This is a genomic window from Pseudomonas azerbaijanoccidentalis (assembly GCF_019145495.1).
Lineage (GTDB): Bacteria > Pseudomonadota > Gammaproteobacteria > Pseudomonadales > Pseudomonadaceae > Aquipseudomonas > Aquipseudomonas azerbaijanoccidentalis.
Genome location: NZ_JAHSTU010000007.1, coordinates 315,702 through 333,210 on the forward strand (window position 1 = coordinate 315,702; position 17,509 = coordinate 333,210).

17 protein-coding genes are annotated in these 17,509 nt (G+C 59.1%); 7 read left to right on the forward strand and 10 right to left on the reverse strand.

Going from position 1 to position 17,509, the window contains the following annotated elements; translation table 11 throughout:
- The first annotated feature begins 162 nt into the window (after positions 1-162).
- The 3 genes from KVG88_RS22710 (at position 163) to rlmF (ending at position 5,830) form a co-directional block, all read left to right on the forward strand.
- A complete protein-coding gene (locus KVG88_RS22710) occupies positions 163-1,482 on the forward strand; it encodes an MFS transporter (RefSeq protein ID WP_217872812.1) in 1,320 nt (439 codons plus the stop codon).
- 229 nt (positions 1,483-1,711) lie between these two features.
- Positions 1,712-4,558, forward strand: coding sequence for a valine--tRNA ligase (locus KVG88_RS22715; protein ID WP_150702891.1), 2,847 nt, complete (start codon positions 1,712-1,714; stop codon positions 4,556-4,558).
- 240 nt (positions 4,559-4,798) lie between these two features.
- The gene (gene rlmF / locus KVG88_RS22720; RefSeq protein ID WP_217872813.1) at positions 4,799-5,830 is read left to right on the forward strand and encodes a 23S rRNA (adenine(1618)-N(6))-methyltransferase RlmF; all 1,032 of its coding nucleotides are present in this window, start codon (positions 4,799-4,801) and stop codon (positions 5,828-5,830) included.
- Between the two features lie 145 nt (positions 5,831-5,975).
- Here rlmF and KVG88_RS22725 read toward each other — a convergent pair whose 3' ends face one another.
- Complete coding sequence (locus KVG88_RS22725) at positions 5,976-6,257, reverse strand: HU family DNA-binding protein (protein ID WP_007905514.1); 282 nt, start codon at positions 6,255-6,257, stop codon at positions 5,976-5,978.
- A gap of 476 nt (positions 6,258-6,733) precedes the next feature.
- Between KVG88_RS22725 and yejK the strand changes: the two genes are divergently transcribed.
- Together yejK and KVG88_RS22735 are read left to right on the forward strand one after the other, a co-directional pair.
- Complete coding sequence (yejK, locus tag KVG88_RS22730; RefSeq protein WP_150702893.1) at positions 6,734-7,738, forward strand: nucleoid-associated protein YejK; 1,005 nt, start codon at positions 6,734-6,736, stop codon at positions 7,736-7,738.
- Positions 7,738-8,088, forward strand: a complete 351-nt coding sequence (locus KVG88_RS22735; protein WP_150702894.1) for a glutaredoxin family protein — start codon at positions 7,738-7,740, stop codon at positions 8,086-8,088. The genes yejK and KVG88_RS22735 overlap by 1 nt, the downstream gene beginning before the upstream one ends.
- A 60-nt stretch (positions 8,089-8,148) precedes the next feature.
- Here KVG88_RS22735 and KVG88_RS22740 read toward each other — a convergent pair whose 3' ends face one another.
- The 5 genes from KVG88_RS22740 to KVG88_RS22760 all read right to left on the reverse strand — a co-directional run bounded on the left by KVG88_RS22740 (position 8,149) and on the right by KVG88_RS22760 (position 12,055).
- On the reverse strand, positions 8,149-9,084 hold the full coding sequence (locus KVG88_RS22740) for a glutathione S-transferase family protein (RefSeq protein ID WP_150702895.1): 936 nt from the start codon (positions 9,082-9,084) through the stop codon (positions 8,149-8,151).
- An 88-nt stretch (positions 9,085-9,172) separates the two neighbouring features.
- Positions 9,173-9,484 (reverse strand): GIY-YIG nuclease family protein, encoded by a 312-nt coding sequence (locus KVG88_RS22745; protein WP_217872814.1) that lies wholly within the window; start codon positions 9,482-9,484, stop codon positions 9,173-9,175.
- 40 nt (positions 9,485-9,524) lie between these two features.
- Positions 9,525-9,995, reverse strand: coding sequence for a nuclear transport factor 2 family protein (locus KVG88_RS22750; protein WP_217872815.1), 471 nt, complete (start codon positions 9,993-9,995; stop codon positions 9,525-9,527).
- 112 nt (positions 9,996-10,107) lie between these two features.
- Positions 10,108-11,406, reverse strand: a complete 1,299-nt coding sequence (locus KVG88_RS22755; protein WP_150702898.1) for a CynX/NimT family MFS transporter — start codon at positions 11,404-11,406, stop codon at positions 10,108-10,110.
- Positions 11,396-12,055, reverse strand: a complete 660-nt coding sequence (locus KVG88_RS22760) for a FadR/GntR family transcriptional regulator (protein ID WP_217872816.1) — start codon at positions 12,053-12,055, stop codon at positions 11,396-11,398. Before KVG88_RS22760 ends, KVG88_RS22755 begins: the two co-directional genes overlap by 11 nt.
- Before the next feature lie 165 nt (positions 12,056-12,220).
- Here KVG88_RS22760 and KVG88_RS22765 point away from each other — a divergent pair, with 165 nt between their 5' ends.
- The gene (locus KVG88_RS22765) at positions 12,221-12,532 is read left to right on the forward strand and encodes a type II toxin-antitoxin system MqsR family toxin (protein ID WP_150702900.1); all 312 of its coding nucleotides are present in this window, start codon (positions 12,221-12,223) and stop codon (positions 12,530-12,532) included.
- Positions 12,529-13,032 (forward strand): type II toxin-antitoxin system MqsA family antitoxin, encoded by a 504-nt coding sequence (locus tag KVG88_RS22770; RefSeq protein ID WP_217872817.1) that lies wholly within the window; start codon positions 12,529-12,531, stop codon positions 13,030-13,032. Before KVG88_RS22765 ends, KVG88_RS22770 begins: the two co-directional genes overlap by 4 nt.
- Positions 13,033-13,078: 46 nt before the next feature.
- Here the strand turns inward: KVG88_RS22770 and KVG88_RS22775 are convergent, their stop codons facing one another.
- From KVG88_RS22775 to KVG88_RS22790, 4 genes are all read right to left on the reverse strand, one after another.
- Entirely contained in the window at positions 13,079-13,843 is a 765-nt protein-coding gene (locus KVG88_RS22775) for an amino acid ABC transporter ATP-binding protein (RefSeq protein ID WP_003178331.1), read from the reverse strand.
- Positions 13,844-13,871: 28 nt separating this feature from the next.
- The gene (locus KVG88_RS22780) at positions 13,872-14,969 is read right to left on the reverse strand and encodes an amino acid ABC transporter permease (protein WP_150702902.1); all 1,098 of its coding nucleotides are present in this window, start codon (positions 14,967-14,969) and stop codon (positions 13,872-13,874) included.
- A gap of 10 nt (positions 14,970-14,979) precedes the next feature.
- Positions 14,980-16,161, reverse strand: coding sequence for an amino acid ABC transporter permease (locus tag KVG88_RS22785; protein ID WP_150702903.1), 1,182 nt, complete (start codon positions 16,159-16,161; stop codon positions 14,980-14,982).
- A gap of 65 nt (positions 16,162-16,226) precedes the next feature.
- Complete coding sequence (locus tag KVG88_RS22790) at positions 16,227-17,258, reverse strand: amino acid ABC transporter substrate-binding protein (RefSeq protein ID WP_150702904.1); 1,032 nt, start codon at positions 17,256-17,258, stop codon at positions 16,227-16,229.
- Between the last annotated feature and the right edge of the window lie 251 nt (positions 17,259-17,509).

Here is a 17,509-nt window from a genome sequence, read left to right on the forward strand (position 1 = left end):
TTACCCCGCACCTTTGAGGTTCCGGCCTGTCCATGAGCAGAATCTGCTACAGACCAACGACTGTTCCTACCGGGAACAGCGACCGTTCCTCCACCCACATCCCTGGGTTCTCCACCATAATAATTCGCTCCACTGGGGCACATGACTGTCAGGGATAACCGCATGACAACCAGCACGACTTACGACGACGCACCTGCGCAACCGACGAACTCCGCCACCCGCGTGGCCACCGCGAGCTTCATCGGTACCGCCATCGAGTTCTACGACTTCTATGTCTACGCCACCGCCGCCGCGCTGGTGATCGGCCCGGTATTCTTTCCGCAAACGTCCGGCACGGCCCAGATGCTCTCGGCCTTCCTTACGTTCGGTATCGCGTTCCTGGCGCGACCGCTGGGCTCGGCGCTGTTCGGCCACTTCGGCGACCGCATCGGCCGTAAATCCACACTGGTAGCCTCGCTGCTGCTGATGGGCGTATGCACCACGCTGATCGGCGTGCTGCCGGGTTACGACAGCATTGGCGCCTGGGCTCCGATCCTGCTCTGCGTGCTGCGTTTCGGCCAAGGCCTGGGGCTGGGGCTGGGTGGTGAATGGGGCGGCGCAGCCTTGCTCGCCACGGAGAACGCGCCGAAAGGCAAGCGCGCCTGGTTCGGCATGTTCCCGCAGCTTGGGCCGTCCATTGGTTTTCTGGCAGCGAACGGCTTGTTCCTGACGCTGGCCATGACGCTGGACGATGAGCAATTCCGGTCGTGGGGCTGGCGGATTCCGTTCCTACTGAGTGCCGCTCTGGTAATGGTCGGCCTCTACGTACGTTTGAAACTGCATGAAACACCTGTGTTTGCCAACGCCGTGGCCCGTCAGGAACGGGTGAAAATCCCGCTGGTCGAGCTGTTCAGTCAATACTGGGTTCCCGTGCTGCTGGGTGCCGGTGCGATGGTGGTGTGTTACGCGCTGTTTTACATATCGACGGTGTTTTCCCTGAGCTACGGCGTCGCAACACTGGGCTACAGCCGTGAAACCTTCCTCGGCCTGCTGTGCTTTGCCGTGTTGTTCATGGCTGCCGCTACTCCGCTGTCCGCTTGGGCCAGTGACCGCTACGGGCGCAAACCGGTGCTGATCATCGGTGGCGTACTGGCCATTCTGTCCGGCTTCCTGATGGAACCGCTGCTGACCCAGGGTTCGACTTGGGGCGTGGCGCTGTTCCTGTGCATCGAGCTGTTCCTGATGGGCGTTACATTTGCCCCGATGGGCGCACTGCTGCCGGAGTTGTTTCCGACCCACGTGCGTTACACCGGCGCGTCGGCTGCTTATAACCTGGGCGGCATTGTCGGGGCCTCGGCGGCGCCGTTCTTCGCGCAGAAGCTGGTGGCGATGGGTGGCTTGAGTTATGTCGGCGGGTATGTGTCCGGTGCAGCGGTATTGAGTTTGATTGCGGTGCTGTGCCTGAAGGAAACACGGCATAACGATTTGAATCAGATCGCCTGACAGATCGCTTTCGCGGGCAAGCCCGCTCCCACAGGGTTTGGTGTCGTTCACAAAATAGCAATACGACACATAACCTGTGGGAGCTGGCTTGCCAGCGATGGGGCCCTCTCTGACAAAACACAACTCAACTTTTCCCCCGCCCATTGTCACCTCGCTCTACGCGCATCCGCTTATCCCCGCTATACTTCCCGGCTTTTCCTGAATAAATGCCAATAGGGTCCCGCCGCGCATGGATAAGACCTACCAGCCGCACGCCATTGAAACTTCCTGGTACAACACCTGGGAGTCAGAGAATTACTTCGCCCCGCAAGGCGCGGGCGAGTCCTACACCATCATGATCCCGCCGCCGAACGTCACCGGCAGCCTGCACATGGGTCACGGCTTCAACAACGCGATCATGGACGCCCTGATCCGTTTCCGCCGCATGCAGGGTCGCAACACCCTGTGGCAGCCAGGCACCGACCACGCCGGTATCGCTACGCAGATGCTGGTGGAGCGTCAACTGGAAGCCCAAGGCCAGAATCGCCACGATCTGGGCCGAGACAAGTTTCTTGAGAAAGTCTGGGAGTGGAAGGATCAGTCGGGCGGCAACATCAGCCGTCAGATCCGCCGCCTCGGTTCGTCCGTGGACTGGAGCCGCGAGCGCTTCACCATGGACGACGGCCTCTCGGAAGCTGTGAAAGAAGCGTTTGTACGCTTGCATGAAGACGGTCTGATCTACCGCGGCAAGCGCCTGGTCAACTGGGACACGAAGCTGCACACGGCGATTTCCGACCTCGAAGTGGAGAACCACGACGAAAAAGGTTTCCTGTGGAACCTCAAGTACCCGCTGGCCGACGGCGCCAAGACCGCTGAAGGCAACGACTTCCTGATCGTCGCGACCACTCGCCCGGAAACCATGCTCGGCGACGCCGCCGTTGCGGTTAACCCGAACGATGAACGCTACAAAGCCCTGATCGGCAAATTTGTTGAGCTGCCGCTGGTTGGCCGTCGCATCCCGATCATCGCCGACGATTACTGCGACCCTGAATTCGGCACCGGCTGCGTGAAAATCACCCCGGCCCACGATTTCAACGACTACGAAGTCGGCAAGCGCCACAACCTGCCGCTGCTGAACATCTTCGACAAGAACGCTGCGGTCCTGCCGGCCTGCCAGGTGTTCAACCTCGACGGTACGCTGAACGAAACCATCGACGGCAAGATCCCGGCCGAATACGCCGGCCTCGACCGCTTCGAAGCGCGCAAGCAGATCGTCGCCGCGTTCGACGCTGCCGGCCTGCTGGTCAGCGTTGACGATCACGCCCTGAAAGTGCCGAAAGGCGACCGCTCCGGCACCATCATCGAGCCGTGGCTGACTGACCAGTGGTACGTATCGACCAAGCCGCTGGCCGAGCCTGCGATTGCTGCCGTTGAAGACGGTCGCATCCAGTTCGTGCCGAAGCAGTACGAAAACATGTACTTCTCGTGGATGCGCGACATCCAGGACTGGTGCATCAGCCGTCAGCTGTGGTGGGGTCACCGTATCCCGGCCTGGTACGACGAGTCGGGCAAAGTCTACGTTGGTCGCGACGAAGCCGAAGTGCGTGCCAAGCACAACCTCGGCCCGGACGTTGCGCTGCAACAGGACAACGACGTTCTCGACACCTGGTTCAGTTCGGGCCTGTGGACATTCTCCACCCTCGGCTGGCCGGAACAGACCGAGTTCCTGAAGAAATTCCACTCCACCGACGTACTGGTAACTGGCTTCGACATCATTTTCTTCTGGGTTGCCCGGATGATCATGCTCACCATGCACTTGGTGAAAAACGAAGACGGCACGCCGCAGGTTCCGTTCAAGACGGTTTACGTTCACGGCCTGGTGCGTGATGGCCAAGGCCAGAAGATGTCCAAATCCAAGGGCAACGTCCTGGACCCGCTGGACATCATCGATGGCATCGAGCTGGAAGAACTGGTGCAGAAACGCACCTCCGGCATGATGCAGCCGAAACTGGCGAAGAAGATCGAGAAGCAGACTCGCGACGAATTCGCCGAAGGCATCGCCAGCTACGGCACCGATGCCCTGCGCTTCACCTTCTGCTCGCTGGCGTCGACCGGTCGTGACATCAAGTTCGACATGGGCCGCGTCGAAGGCTATCGCAACTTCTGCAACAAGATCTGGAACGCCGCGCGTTACGTGCTGGACAAGGGCGAAGACTGCGGCCAGAACGGTGAAGCCTACGAGCTGTCGCTGGCTGATCGCTGGATCATTTCGCAACTGCAACGCACCGAAGCCGAAGTGACCCGTCAACTGGATCAATTCCGTTTCGACCTGGCCGCGCAAGCCCTGTACGAGTTCATCTGGAACCAGTATTGCGACTGGTACCTGGAACTCTCCAAGCCTGTGCTATGGGACGAAAACGCACCGGTCGAGCGTCAGCGCGGCACCCGTCGCACACTGGTACGCGTTCTGGAAGTGGCCCTTCGTCTGGCGCACCCGTTCATGCCGTTCATCACCGAAGAAATCTGGCAGCGCCTCGCGCCGCTGGCCGGTATCGAAGGCAAGACGATCATGCTGCAACCTTGGCCAGTGGCCAATGAAACCCGCATCGATCAAGCCGCCGAAGACGACATCGAATGGCTCAAGGGCCTGATGCTCGGCACACGGAACATCCGTGGTGAAATGAACATCGGCCCGGGCAAACCGCTGCCGCTGTTCCTGAAGAACGTCAGCGCTGAAGATCAACGTCGCCTGACCGAGAACGAAGCGTTGCTGAAGAAACTGGCGCGTCTCGAATCGATCACAGTCCTGGCGGCGGGCGAAGAAGCTCCGCTGTCCGCTACCGCACTGGTTGGCGAGATGGAAGTGCTGGTGCCAATGGCCGGCCTGATCGACAAAGGTGCCGAGCTTGCGCGTCTGGACAAGGAAATCCAGCGTCTGCAAGGCGAAGTGCAGCGCGTCGGTGGCAAGCTGTCCAACGCCGGTTTCGTTGACAAGGCTCCGGCCGAAGTCATCGAGAAAGAGCGCGCCAAACTGGCCGAAGCTGAACAGGCTTTGGGCAAGTTGGCCGAGCAGCATGCGCGGATTGCCAGCCTGTAACGGCAAATCGCAACGAAAAAGGGAGGCCCATGTGGCCTCCCTTTTTTATGCCCACCACAAATCCCCCTGTAGGAGCTGACGAGTGAAACGAGGCTGCGATCTGTTGATCATGTTTTTTTAAGAGCAATAGCAAAAGATCGCGGCCTTCGGCAGCTCCTACAGGGGTACAGGGGGCACGCCGATTGTGTTGGGATGTGGGACAATGCCCGCCACTTTTAGCCATACCCGAATCGACACGCCATGACCGCCCCCCGCACACCCAAACCTGCGCGTAAAAAGCCTGAGCCCGCCACCCCGGCCAAAGCCGTGGAACCGCGTGAAAAGGCCAGCCTGCATCCGCGCAATCGCCATCAGGGTCGTTACGACTTCCCGGCGCTGATCAAGAGCACGCCGGAACTGGCGAAGTTCGTGATCATCAACCCGTACGGCAAGGAAAGTATCGACTTCGCCAGCCCGGACGCGGTGCGCGTGTTCAACCGGGCTCTGCTCAAATCGTTCTACGGCATCGCCCATTGGGACATTCCAGCAGACTATCTGTGCCCACCGGTTCCCGGGCGTGCGGATTACGTGCATTTTCTGGCCGACCTGCTAGCCAGCGGCAATGACGGTGTGATTCCCCGTGGCGCTGCGGTGAGGGTCCTGGACGTCGGCATGGGTGCCAACTGCGTATACCCGCTGATCGGTCACAGCGACTACCGTTGGCAGTTCCTCGGCTCTGAAATTGACGCCACAGCCATCGCTGCGGCCAAGGCAATCATTCAGTCCAATGGCTTGAACAAGGCGATCCAGATTCGCCAGCAGAACAACCGCAAACAGATTCTGCTGGGCCTGCTGGAAAGCACCGAGCGGTTTGACCTGACCATGTGCAACCCGCCGTTCCATGCCTCGCTGGAGGAAGCCACACGCGGCAGCACACGCAAGTGGCGTGCGTTGGGCAAGGCCGATCCGAAACGCAAACTGCCGGTGCTGAACTTCGGCGGCCAAGCGGCGGAATTGTGGTGCGAAGGCGGGGAAGCGCGATTCGTCACGCAACTGATCAGCGAAAGTGCGCAGGTCAGCCAGCAAGTGTTGTGGTTCAGCACCTTGGTATCCAAGGCCTCGAACCTGCCGGCCATCCAGACTGCGCTGAAAAAGGCCGGAGCCCTGCAAAGCCAGGTCGTGGAAATGTCCCAAGGGCAGAAACAGAGCCGCTTCGTGGCCTGGACGTTCCAGACGCCAGCGCAACAACAGGCCTGGTCTCAGACGCGCTGGCAAAAGGCCGGCGCCGAGTAAAAGCCAGCCGATAGTCTGTAGCAGCTACCGAACGCAGCCTTCGGCAGCTGCTACACGGTTCGCGTCTGCCATGGGCGGACATTTTCAGCAGACACAAAAAAACCGTGCCCGGATCGCTCCGGTGCACGGTTTTTTTTAACAAGTCTTACTTGTTAACAGCGTCAGTCAGGCCTTTGGCCACAACCAGCTTGATCACTTTCTTGGCAGCGATTTCGATGGCAGCGCCAGTCGAAGGGTTGCGGCCGGTACGGGCAGGACGCTCAGTCACTTTCAGTTTGCCGATACCTGGCAGAGTGATTTCGCCGCCGTTTTCCAGCTGATCAGCAACGATTTGGCCCAGTTGGTCCAGAGCGTTACGCGCGGTGGTTTTTGGCGCGTCGATAGCTTCAGCGATGTCGGCGATCAGTTGGTCTTTAGTAAGAGCCATGTAGTGTTCCTTCCCTATCAAATTCATATGGATTGCAGAGTGCAATGTCAGCCATCGAGCCCGATCTTCTGGATCTGGCACCCTCGGCGAAATAACCTCGGGATCGGGGTTATAGATGCCGAAATCAGGGTTTGGTTCGACCTGACAAAAGCTGACTGCAGGCTTAACGCAGTGACTTCGCGCAAGACCGGGCAAAACTAGCACAGAGACGGGGAAATATCCGCCTCTAGCTACCCATTTGGTCAGCTTTATTGCTCTAAACCGGGAAAAAATCGCATAAGCGCCATCGGTCGCCGTGCAACTGCCCTCTGCCCGCCCTGTAGGAGCTGCCGCAGGCTGCGATTTTTTGATTTTGTATTTTGTAAAATCAGGAACAAAAGATCGCAGCCTACGGCAGCTCCTACAGAGGGATGCGGGTACACTTAGCAATTTTTCGGGGGAGCACGCCCTCCTCTCTTCAACCAGCCGAGAAGCCCATGCCGATCCGTCATTGCATCGTCCACCTGATCGACAAAAAACCCGACGGCACGCCTGCAGTTCTCCACGCCCGCGACTCTGAACTGGCCGAGTCCGCCGCCATCGAGAACATGCTTGCCGACCTCAACGAAAGCTACAACGCCAAGCAAGGCAAGGCCTGGGGGCTGTTTCATCCGGAGTCCGGTGCTTTCCCGTTCAGCGGCTGGCTGAAGGAATACCTCGACGGCGGCCAGGACTTCACAGCCTTCAGCCGCGTGGCCGTGGAACACCTGCAAAAGCTGATGGAAGAATCCAACCTGTCGGTCGGCGGCCACGTGTTGTTCGCGCACTATCAACAAGGCATGACCGACTATCTGGCCATCGCCCTGCTGCACCACAGCGAAGGCGTCGCAGTGACCGAGCAACTGGACGTCACGCCGTCCCGTCACCTGGACCTGGGCCAGCTGCATCTGGCAGCACGCATCAACGTGTCCGAGTGGCAGAACAACAAACAATCCAAGCAGTACATTTCGTTCATCAAAGGCAAGAACGGCAAGAAAGTCTCGGAATACTTCCGCGACTTCATCGGTTGCCAGGAAGGCGTCGACGGCCCGGGCGAAACCCGCACGCTGCTCAAGGCCTTCAGTGACTTCGTTGAAAGCGAAGACTTGCCCGAAGACGACGCTCGCGAGAAGACCAAGACCCTGGTCGACTACGCCAGCAGCCAGGCCAAACTGGGCGAGCCCATGGGCCTTGAGGAGCTGTCTGGACTGATCGATGAAGAACGCCCGAAGGCTTTTTATGATCACATCCGCAACAAGGACTACGGCCTGTCCCCGGAAATCCCGGCCGATAAGCGTACCCTGAACCAGTTCCGCCGCTTCACCGGTCGCGCCGAAGGCCTGTCGATCAGCTTCGAGGCACACCTGCTGGGCTCCAAGATCGAGTACGACGAAGAAGCCGGCACACTGATCATCAAAGGCCTGCCGACCTCGCTCACTGATCAGCTCAAGCGACGCAACTGATGCTCGGCAACGTCCTGAAAAAATTCCTGCTGATCCTGCTGGTGGTTGTGGTCTATCAGAACTGGGGCAAGATCGAGCGGGTGTTCAATCCGTCGCAAGTGGTGTCCGAGCAGACTCAGGCCAAAGCCAACGTCGTGCTCTACGCCACCGAATGGTGTGGTTACTGCAAACTGACCCGGCGCTTTCTGGATCAGAAAGGCATTCCGTACAAGGAATTCGATATTGAGAAAGATGCCGTGGCGCGCAAGGACTACGAGGCGCTGGGCGGCGGTGGGATACCCATCATCGATGTGAACGGGACGCTGATTCGCGGGTATGACCCGGATGCGATTCTGGCTGCACTGAAATAACTTTTGGTCACCTGCAGGAGCTGGCAAGCCAGCTCCTGCAGGGTCGGTGTGAGGCTGGACCTACTGCGCTTCGATGCGGAAACCAAAGCGCGGGAAGTGCACATGTACCACACCGCCACGCTCATCCTTACGACGCACAATCAATTCCTCGCTGCCCGCAAACAGCAACTCCCCCACCACCGGATCAACGCCGTAGTCGGTAGCCGCGATCACCACCTGCTGACCGGCCTTGAAACCGTTTGGATCAACGAATTGCTCGTCCGGCAATGGCGCCGGTGTCGACGTGCGAGCCACCTCCAGCGCCTCTTCGGACGTCATCTCGCTGGATGCGCCATGCCCGAAGCCCAGCACCCGCGCATGCCATGCACTTACCGCGGGATAAGCATCAACCAGCGGCGCAGTAACAGGCGTCGCCTTGAGAAACCACAGCGAATGCGCCAGCGCGAAGTCGGCAATCGATGGCTCGCCGAACAGGAAGTCGCCCTGCTCGCGCTGCAATTGCAGCTCCAGGCGTGACATGAGGGTTGGCCATTGATGTTTGGCCAGTTCAGCGGACAGCTTTGTCGCGCTCCCACCGCTGAACAATCCGGCGCGGTCGGCAATAAACGCCTTGATCGCTTCCGGCGGCAGATGGCCGAAACGCACCGCTATCGACTCCGGTTGGAACACCAGGCTGACGGCATGCTGGAACACCACAGAATCGGCCCAGGTCGCAAAACTGGCCGCGATCATTTCCTGTCCTTCCGGAAAGAACGCCGGCAGGGTTTTTTCTTGCTCCAGCCGACGGGCGATCAGCGCCGTGTCGCAATAAATATCCGCACCGATCTGCAACACCGGGGTCTTGCGGTAGCCACCGGTCAGGGCCGTGAGGTCGGGTTTTGGCATCACCGGCGAGATCTTTACCGAACGCCAGGACAGCCCTTTGAAGCCCAGCAACAGGCGGGCCTTTTCGGCAAAGGGGGACGTTGGGTAATGATGCAGAATCAACTCGGACATGCTCGGCTCCGCCGCAAAGATCAGGAGCCCGCAGCTTAGCGCGCAATCGGTTAGCAGCCTACAGATCCGCCTGATGGGAACCAATCAGTCAGATTGATAAGGCTACCGTGGCGCTCGCCACGAGGCATTCCTTGGCGCTCTTGCGCAGTTTTTTGATCAGCCGCTCCTGGCGCAACGCTTCGCTTTTGTCGCGACAGGCTTCGGTGTAGACCAGCGCCATGGCCGGGCTGGAAAGAAAGAACCGTGCGCCCTTGCCGCTTTGATGCTTGGCGAAGCGGCGCACCGGATCGTCGCTGATGCCGCAATAGAGTGAACCATTGGCCGCGCGCACCAGATAGACAAACCACGGTTTGCTTGCCGGTGCTTCGACGTCGATTGGATTTTCGCTGAGGGTGGTCACGGAACGATCAGGGCTGCAAAGAAAACACGCCGCAATCTTATCAGCGACTGGCCTGAAATGCCTTCAGCCCCTTCAACGCCTGCGCGCGAACGGCGTTGCGCACCAGCGGCGTCCAGCCCAACAGCAAGCCCTTGAAACCCAGGGCCTGACGCGACCAGGTCCACAGGTCAAAAGTGTCATGGTGCTCGCAGATCTTGCCGTCGCGAAAAACAAAACGCGCTTGAATATCGTTGACCACGGTGTTGCCGGTCTGACTGAACAGATAGTTCGCCACCCAATGAGCGCCACCGGTGCGTTCGTCGCTGCGCACATTGTCGAAAGTCAGGGAGAAATCCTTGGCCCGAGTGGTCAGCATGCGCCACATGTCGCCGGCATCGCGACCGCGAAGTTCGCCGAAAGCCGGATCGCTGAACACCACATCGTCGGTGTAGCAGGCCGCCATCGCTTCGGCATCGAGGCGCTGGAAGGCTTGGTAAAACCGGGTGATCAAGGCGCTGTGGACGTCACTCATGGGCAGACTCCCTGTTGTGCAAAACGGCTTCAAAAGATTGCCTGCACGATAGTCTGCAATCGAGCGAAACACTATCGGCATTCGCGAGCCGAATACCGACAGTGTGCGGGGTTCAGAGCTTTTCGCTTTCTACTTGAACGTACAGCGCACGCCCGGCTCCGAGCCCGGCGATGATCGCGCCAAGGCCGATCACCCCGAAAATCCAGCCCACGGCCGTCCAGCCGCCAGTCCAGTCATGCACGATACCGACCGCGAACGGCCCCATGGACGCCAGGGTGTAACCGAAGCCTTGCGCCATGCTCGACAGGTTCGCCGCCACATGGGAATCGCGCGACCGCAGTACGATCAGGGTCAACGCCAGGCTGAACGTAGCGCCCTGCCCCAGACCGAGCACAATCGCCCAGCCCCACAGGCCTTCGATCGGTGCGTACAGGCAACCGAACAAGCCGCCGAGGGTCAGCGCCATCACGATCACAATCGCCAGACGCTGGTCCTTGCCGCGAGTCGCTAGCCACGGTGCAGCGAGGGAACTGACCAGTTGCACAATCACCGAACCGGACAGTACCAACCCTGCCTGGGTAGGCGTCAACCCGCGACCGATCAGGATCGACGGCAACCAGCCAAACACGATGTAGGCCAGTGACGATTGCAGGCCCATGTACAAGGTCACTTGCCAGGCCAACCGATCGCGCAGCAAACCCCGCACGCGATAGGCGACGTTGTGCGTGCCGTGTTTCTGGCCGGTTTGCGGCAACCAAAATAGCGCGGCGGCCAAGGCTGGAATGACCCAGAAACCGAGACCCATCGCCCAGCTGTTGTCGAAGTGCTCGCTCAGCGGCACGGTCGAACCGGCGGCCATCGCCGCCCCCAGACACAGGGCCATGGTGTAGACGCCGGTCATGGTGCCGGCCTGTTTCGGGAAGTCGCGCTTGACGATACCCGGCAGCAATACACCGATCACGCCGATGCTCGCCCCGGCTAACACGCTGCCGGCAAACAAGCCGATTTCGCCAAACGAGCTGCGCAGAATGATCCCGCCCGCGAGCGTCAGCAAAATCCCCAGCACCACACGTTCGGCGCCGAAACGTCGTGCCAGCAGCGGCGCCAACGGCGCAAACAGGCCGAGGCAAAGCACCGGCAACGTTGTCAGCAAACCGGCCTGGGAGGCCGACAGCCCGAGGGACTTCGAGACTTCGCTGAGCATTGGCGCCATGCTCGACAGCGCCGGGCGCAGGTTCAGCGCCACCAAAATCAATCCCAGCAACAACAGCCATGGCCGACGCAGGACGGGATGAGTTTGCTGGACCTGCTCGTCATCGACCTCTGCGTCGATCAGCAGCTCTTCAAGCTCCGCTGTACGTTTGGACTGTGGAGCGTTAACGGACATGGTTTTCTCGGTTTCAAGGTTCATTGATCAACTGCCTCGACAGGGCTTTGGCCCGTTCAGGGTCGCGTTGTTCGACGGCATCGAGCAGTTCGATGTGCAGGTCGAACACTTCCTGGCGGCGGGGCGTGATGTTCAGGCAATGGCGCAATTGCGCGCCGACCACGCTGGAAAAGTAGCGATACAACTCGCTGAGTGTGGGGTTGTGCGCGGCGTCCACCAGACGGCGGTGGAACACCAGATCGCAGGCGATGTAAGTGTCGAGATCGCCGTGATAGTGGCTGCCGCTGACACCCAGTGCTTCGCGCAGCGCCGCCAGATCCTCATCCGTGCGACGCAATGCCGCCAGGCCGATGGCCTCGACTTCGAGGATGTGCCGGGTCTCGCGCGCCTGTTCCCGCGAACAACTGGAGAGCGCCTTCAAGGTGTCCAGCGGATCGACCACCGCTCGCAGATAACTGCCGTCGCCCTGGCGGATTTCAATCAACCCGGAAAACGCCAATACGCGCATGGCTTCACGCACGGTGTTGCGGCTGATGCCCAATTCTGCCGACAGCTCGGGCTCGGTCGGCAGGCGCTGGCCAACGGCCCAAACGCCCTGCGTGATGCGCAGACGCAACTGATCCAAAGCCTGATCGACCAGGGATCGTTTAACTAATGGAGAAATTTCAGACATAAGACTCGCCCTTTCATCCAATCATAGGATGAATTTTCTGACATGTTAGTCAGCTCCGCGTAGGACGACAACCACCTAGGGTCATTGAGCAGGGAATGAGCAGAATTTTCGAATGGTCAAAATTACCCTTAAAGGGTAATTTTAGGGACAGGGTTTTGGTTTCTTATGGAAAAGAACACACCCCATTACGACTTGGCGGTGATCAAGGCTGAAGTCAGGCGGCTCGGAAGAAAAGCTTTCACCAAGACGGCGCAGAAAGCCGGTCTGGATCTCGGCTTTAGCCTCAAAGAAATGCAAGAGATCGTTTTCGAGTTGCAGAACAGGATGTTGTACAAATCGATGACCTCCCATGATGACCATCGAGTCTGGCAGGACGTGTATCACATCAACTCACAAGGCCTGGAGATTCACATCAAGGTGACCTACCGCCCTGCCGGCGGCCCACCGGTAATCTCCTTCAAGGAGAACAACCCATGAAAACCCAGCAATGTTTCAGCTGCGGTGCACGTGAGGGAATGAGACATTTCGAGGGGCGCGGCGAAACCCTGACTGTCAAAGGCATGGAGTGCCGAGTAGATGATCTATCTGGCTGGGAGTGCCAGAAGTGCGGCGAAGTCGAGTGGGACCCTGATACCGATAGTGGGGAGCGTTATGGGGAAGCTGGTGATGCGCTCGTCATCGCGGCCCGGCAAATGATCGGTGCCGAGATGAAGCGTATCCGTCGCAAATTGCACCTTACGCAAAAAGAGACGGTGCAACTGCTCTCCGGAGGCGGGCACAACGCATTCTCACGTTACGAACGCGGCGAAGTACTTCCGCCGAAGGCGTTAATGCTGCTCATGCGCCTGCTGGACCGCTACCCGCATTTACTCGCCGATGCGAAAGCCTTGGCTGAAGGAGCGGACTTGAGGGACGCGTTCAAAATTACTCAGCACAAAGAACACGAAACCCTCACCGTTTCTGACCCACAGACGTAAAAAAACCCGGCACGAGGCCGGGTTTGTTTTACGCGTCAGCCAGGCATCAATGCAAAATCTGACTCAGGAACAACTTGGTCCGATCATTCTGCGGATTGTCGAAGAAGTCGTTCGGCGCAGCCTGTTCGACGATTTCGCCCTTGTCCATGAAGATCACGCGGTTGGCCACGGTACGGGCGAAGCCCATTTCGTGGGTCACGCAGAGCATGGTCATACCGTCTTCGGCGAGACCGATCATGGTGTCGAGCACTTCCTTCACCATCTCCGGGTCGAGTGCCGACGTCGGTTCGTCGAACAGCATGATTTTCGGTTTCATGCACAGTGCGCGGGCAATCGCCACGCGCTGTTGCTGACCGCCGGACAATTGCCCTGGATACTTGTGCGCCTGCTCCGGAATGCGTACGCGTTCCAGGTAGTGCATGGCGATTTCCTCGGCCTTGCGCTTGGGCATCTTGCGCACCCACATCGGCGCCAGGGTGCAGTTCTGCAGGATGGTCAGGTGCGGGAACAGGTTGAAGTGCTGGAACACCATGCCGACTTCGCGGCGGATCGCTTCAATCTGCTTGAGGTCGTTGGTCAGCTCCACGCCATCGACCACGATGCGGCCCTGCTGGTGTTCTTCCAGACGGTTGAGGCAGCGGATGGTCGTGGACTTGCCGGAACCCGACGGCCCGCACAGAACGATACGCTCGCCCTGCTTGACGTTGAGGTTGATGTCCTTGAGTACGTGAAACTGGCCGTACCACTTGTTGACGCCCTGCATCTGAATAATGCCTTCAGGGCTTACAGGCTGCTTGATTGCTTCGCTCATCACAAAACTTCCTAAATTGGGTAGCGCCTCAGCGCTTGTGGCCAGTGTCGAGCTTGCGTTCCAGATGCATGGAATAGCGCGACATACCAAAACAGAAAATCCAGAACACCAGGGCCGCGAACACGTAGCCTTCGGTGGCCATGCCCAGCCATTTCGGATCGGCAGCCGCTTGTTTGACGCTGTTGAGCAGGTCGAACAAACCGATGATGATCACCAGACTGGTGTCCTTGAACAGTGCAATGAACGTGTTGACGATACCGGGGATCACCAGCTTCAGGGCTTGCGGCAAAATCACCAGGCCCATGCTGCGCCAGTAACCCAGGCCCATCGCCGCAGCCGCTTCGTACTGACCTTTAGGGATCGCTTGCAGACCGCCGCGCACCACCTCGGCCACATAGGCCGACTGGAACAGGATCACGCCGATCAGCGCCCGCAGCAGTTTGTCGAAGTTCATGCCCTCAGGCAGGAACAGCGGCAACATCACCGAGGACATGAACAGCACCGTGATCAACGGCACGCCGCGCCAGAATTCGATGAAGGTCACGCAGACCACACGAATCGCCGGCATGTTCGAACGACGACCCAGCGCCAAAACAATCCCCAGCGGCAATGCACCGGCGATACCGACGGTGGCGATCACCAGGGTCAGCATCAGGCCGCCCCACTGGCTGGTCGCCACGGCAGGCAGGCCGAACACGCCGCCGTGCAGCAGGCACCAGGAAATGATCGGGTACAGCACCAGGAAGCTCAGGCCGTACACCGCTTTACGCGGGAAGCGCGAGATGAACAACGGTGCCACGCCAATGACCGCCAGCCACACGGTCAGGTCCACGCGCCAGCGCATTTCCGGCGGGTAATAGCCGTACATGAACTGACCGAAACGCTGCTGGATGAACACCCAGCAAGCGCCGTCCTTGGTGCAGTCGGCGCGGGTAGTGCCGACCCAGTTGGCGTCGATGATCGCCCATTGCAGGATCGGCGGAACCACCAGGTAGATCAGGTAGAACGCGAACAACGTCAGCAGGGTGTTGAGCCAGCTGGAGAACATGTTCGCGCGCATCCATGCCACCACACCGATGCTGCTGCTCGGTGGGGGCATGTCAGGTTTGAAAGTGTGAGTACTCATGCGCTTTTCCTTACCGCTCGATCAGCGCAATGCGCTTGTTGTACCAGTTCATCAGCAGGGAAATGCTGATACTGATCGCCAGGTACACGCTCATAGTGATGGCAATCACCTCGATCGCCTGACCGGTCTGGTTCAGCACCGTACCGGCAAACAGCGAGACCATTTCCGGGTAACCGATACCGGCCGCCAGCGAAGAGTTTTTCGCCAGGTTCAGGTATTGGCTGGTCAGCGGTGGAATGATCACGCGCAGGGCTTGCGGGATGATCACTTTGCGCAGGGTCGGACCGTTGCGCAGGCCGAGGGAATGCGCCGCTTCGGTCTGGCCGTGGCTGACCGACTTGATGCCCGAACGCACGATCTCGGCGATGAACGCCGCGGTGTACACCGTCAGTGCCAGGGTCAACGCCAGCAGTTCCGGGATCAGCACCCAGCCACCGACAAAGTTGAAGCCCTTGAGCTCCGGCATTTCCCAGTGCACCGGCGCGCCGAAAATCAGCGCGCACAGCGCCGGGATCACCAGGAACAACGCAAGGCCGACCCAGAACTTGTGGAACGGCACACCGGTGGCTTCGAAGCGCTTGTTGGCCCAGCGGCACATCAGCACGATGGCAACGATGGCTACCACGACGCTGACCACAAACGGCCAGAAACCATCGGCCATCAGCGCGGCCGGCATGTTCAGGCCACGGCTGCTGACGAAGAAGGTGTCACCGAAATTATGGCTGTTGCGCGGCCCCGGCATGGTCAGGAATACCGCGAAGTACCAGAACAGGATCTGCAGCAGCGGCGGAATGTTGCGGAAGACTTCCACATACACGGTCGCGACTTTGGCGATGATCCAGTTCTTCGACAAACGCGCCACACCGACGATGAAGCCGAGGATCGTCGCGAGGATCACGCCGATGAACGTCACCAGCAGGGTGTTGAGCAGGCCGATGACAAACACCCGGGCATAACTGTCCGCTTCGGTGTAGTCGATCAGGTGTTGAGCGATGCCGAAACCGGCACTGCGCTCCAGAAAGTCGAAACCGGAGGTAATGCCCCGGTGTTGCAAGTTGGTCTGGGTGTTATCGAACAGATACCAGCCCAGCGAGACCACCCCGATAATCGTGATGATCTGGAATACCCACGCACGCACTCGTGGATCGCTGAGGCTGAGCCTCTGCTTTGGTGCGCCGATTGAATTTTGCATGTAGTGCCCCGCAAATAATGGAACAGAACATCACCCGGCGGTTGGCCCACCGGGTGATAGAACCATCAGCGCACTGGTGGTGCGTATTGAATGCCGCCAGCGTTCCACAAGGCGTTCAGCCCGCGGTCGATTTCCAGCGGAGTGTTCTTGCCGAGGTTTTTTTCGAACACTTCACCGTAGTTGCCGACTTGCTTGACGATCTGCACGACCCAGTCTTTCTTCACTTTCAGGTCTTTGCCGTACTCGCCATCAGTACCCAGCAGACGGGCTACGTCCGGGTTCTTGGTAGCCTTGGCTTCCGCTTCGACGTTCTTCGAAGTGATGCCGGCTTCTTCAGCGTTGAGCATGGCGTAGCCAGTCCAGCGCACGATGGCCAGCCACTCGTCGTCGCCATTACGCACGACCGGGCCCAGAGGTTCTTTGGAAATGGTTTCCGGCAGAACCACGTAGTCCTTCGGCGAAGCCAGCTTGCTGCGCTGGGCGAACAGTTGGGACTTGTCGGAGGTCAGCACGTCGCAACGACCGGATTCCAGCGACTTGGCGCTTTCGTCGGAGGTGTCGAAAGTGATCGGGGTGTATTTCAGACCGTTACCGCGGAAGTAGTCGGAAACGTTCAGCTCGGTGGTGGTACCGGCCTGGATGCAGATGGTCGCGCCATCCAGCTCTTTGGCGCTTTTCACGCCCAGCTTATTGTTTACCAGGAAGCCGATGCCGTCGTAGTAAGTGATGAAGCCCGGGAATTTCAGACCCATGCCTGCGTCACGGGAGCTGGTCATGGTGGTGTTGCGCGACAGAATGTCGATTTCGCCAGATTGCAGCGCGGTGAAGCGCTCTTTGGCGTTCAACTGGCTGAACTTGACCTTGGTCGCGTCGCCGAACACTGCAGCGGCTACAGCGCGGCAGTAGTCAGCATCGATACCAACGATCTTGCCGGTGGAGTCTGGAACCGAGAAGCCAGGCAGGCCATCGCTGACGCCGCACTGTACGAAACCTTTCTTCTGCACTGCATCCAGGGTCGCGCCCGCCTGAGCGAACCCACTGACGCCGAGTACTGCGGCTGCAGTCACGACTGCCAGGGTGGATTTCAACATCTTCATTCAAACCTCCAGTTTTGCTCTTGTTGTGTCGGAGCGTGAGTCCAGTCGCACCCTTTTGAGGCGTTGTTGACCCGTGTTGGCTTTTTTTAGGGTCAACCGACGTAGGACCGTAGCTATGAGTCTAGTAGGAGAGAATCCACATCATGGATCACTCACTTCTCACCAATCGGCCGAACGGGCTGTAGCCCTTTCACGTTCGCGAAGCCCGTAGCGGCCACTGGCGAACATCCATTACCGGATTTTTTGCTATC

Bases quoted from the DNA above. Each gene is read 5' to 3' on its own strand.
- KVG88_RS22710 (WP_217872812.1), top strand. From the start codon at position 163: ATGACAACCAGCACGACTTACGACGACGCACCTGCGCAACCGACGAAC.
- KVG88_RS22715 (WP_150702891.1), top strand. From the start codon at position 1,712: ATGGATAAGACCTACCAGCCGCACGCCATTGAAACTTCCTGGTACAAC.
- rlmF (WP_217872813.1), top strand. From the start codon at position 4,799: ATGACCGCCCCCCGCACACCCAAACCTGCGCGTAAAAAGCCTGAGCCC.
- KVG88_RS22725 (WP_007905514.1), bottom strand. From the start codon at position 6,257: ATGGCTCTTACTAAAGACCAACTGATCGCCGACATCGCTGAAGCTATC.
- yejK (WP_150702893.1), top strand. From the start codon at position 6,734: ATGCCGATCCGTCATTGCATCGTCCACCTGATCGACAAAAAACCCGAC.
- KVG88_RS22735 (WP_150702894.1), top strand. From the start codon at position 7,738: ATGCTCGGCAACGTCCTGAAAAAATTCCTGCTGATCCTGCTGGTGGTT.
- KVG88_RS22740 (WP_150702895.1), bottom strand. From the start codon at position 9,084: ATGTCCGAGTTGATTCTGCATCATTACCCAACGTCCCCCTTTGCCGAA.
- KVG88_RS22750 (WP_217872815.1), bottom strand. From the start codon at position 9,995: ATGAGTGACGTCCACAGCGCCTTGATCACCCGGTTTTACCAAGCCTTC.
- KVG88_RS22755 (WP_150702898.1), bottom strand. From the start codon at position 11,406: ATGAACCTTGAAACCGAGAAAACCATGTCCGTTAACGCTCCACAGTCC.
- KVG88_RS22760 (WP_217872816.1), bottom strand. From the start codon at position 12,055: ATGTCTGAAATTTCTCCATTAGTTAAACGATCCCTGGTCGATCAGGCT.
- KVG88_RS22765 (WP_150702900.1), top strand. From the start codon at position 12,221: ATGGAAAAGAACACACCCCATTACGACTTGGCGGTGATCAAGGCTGAA.
- KVG88_RS22770 (WP_217872817.1), top strand. From the start codon at position 12,529: ATGAAAACCCAGCAATGTTTCAGCTGCGGTGCACGTGAGGGAATGAGA.
- KVG88_RS22775 (WP_003178331.1), bottom strand. From the start codon at position 13,843: ATGAGCGAAGCAATCAAGCAGCCTGTAAGCCCTGAAGGCATTATTCAG.
- KVG88_RS22780 (WP_150702902.1), bottom strand. From the start codon at position 14,969: ATGAGTACTCACACTTTCAAACCTGACATGCCCCCACCGAGCAGCAGC.
- KVG88_RS22785 (WP_150702903.1), bottom strand. From the start codon at position 16,161: ATGCAAAATTCAATCGGCGCACCAAAGCAGAGGCTCAGCCTCAGCGAT.
- KVG88_RS22790 (WP_150702904.1), bottom strand. From the start codon at position 17,258: ATGAAGATGTTGAAATCCACCCTGGCAGTCGTGACTGCAGCCGCAGTA.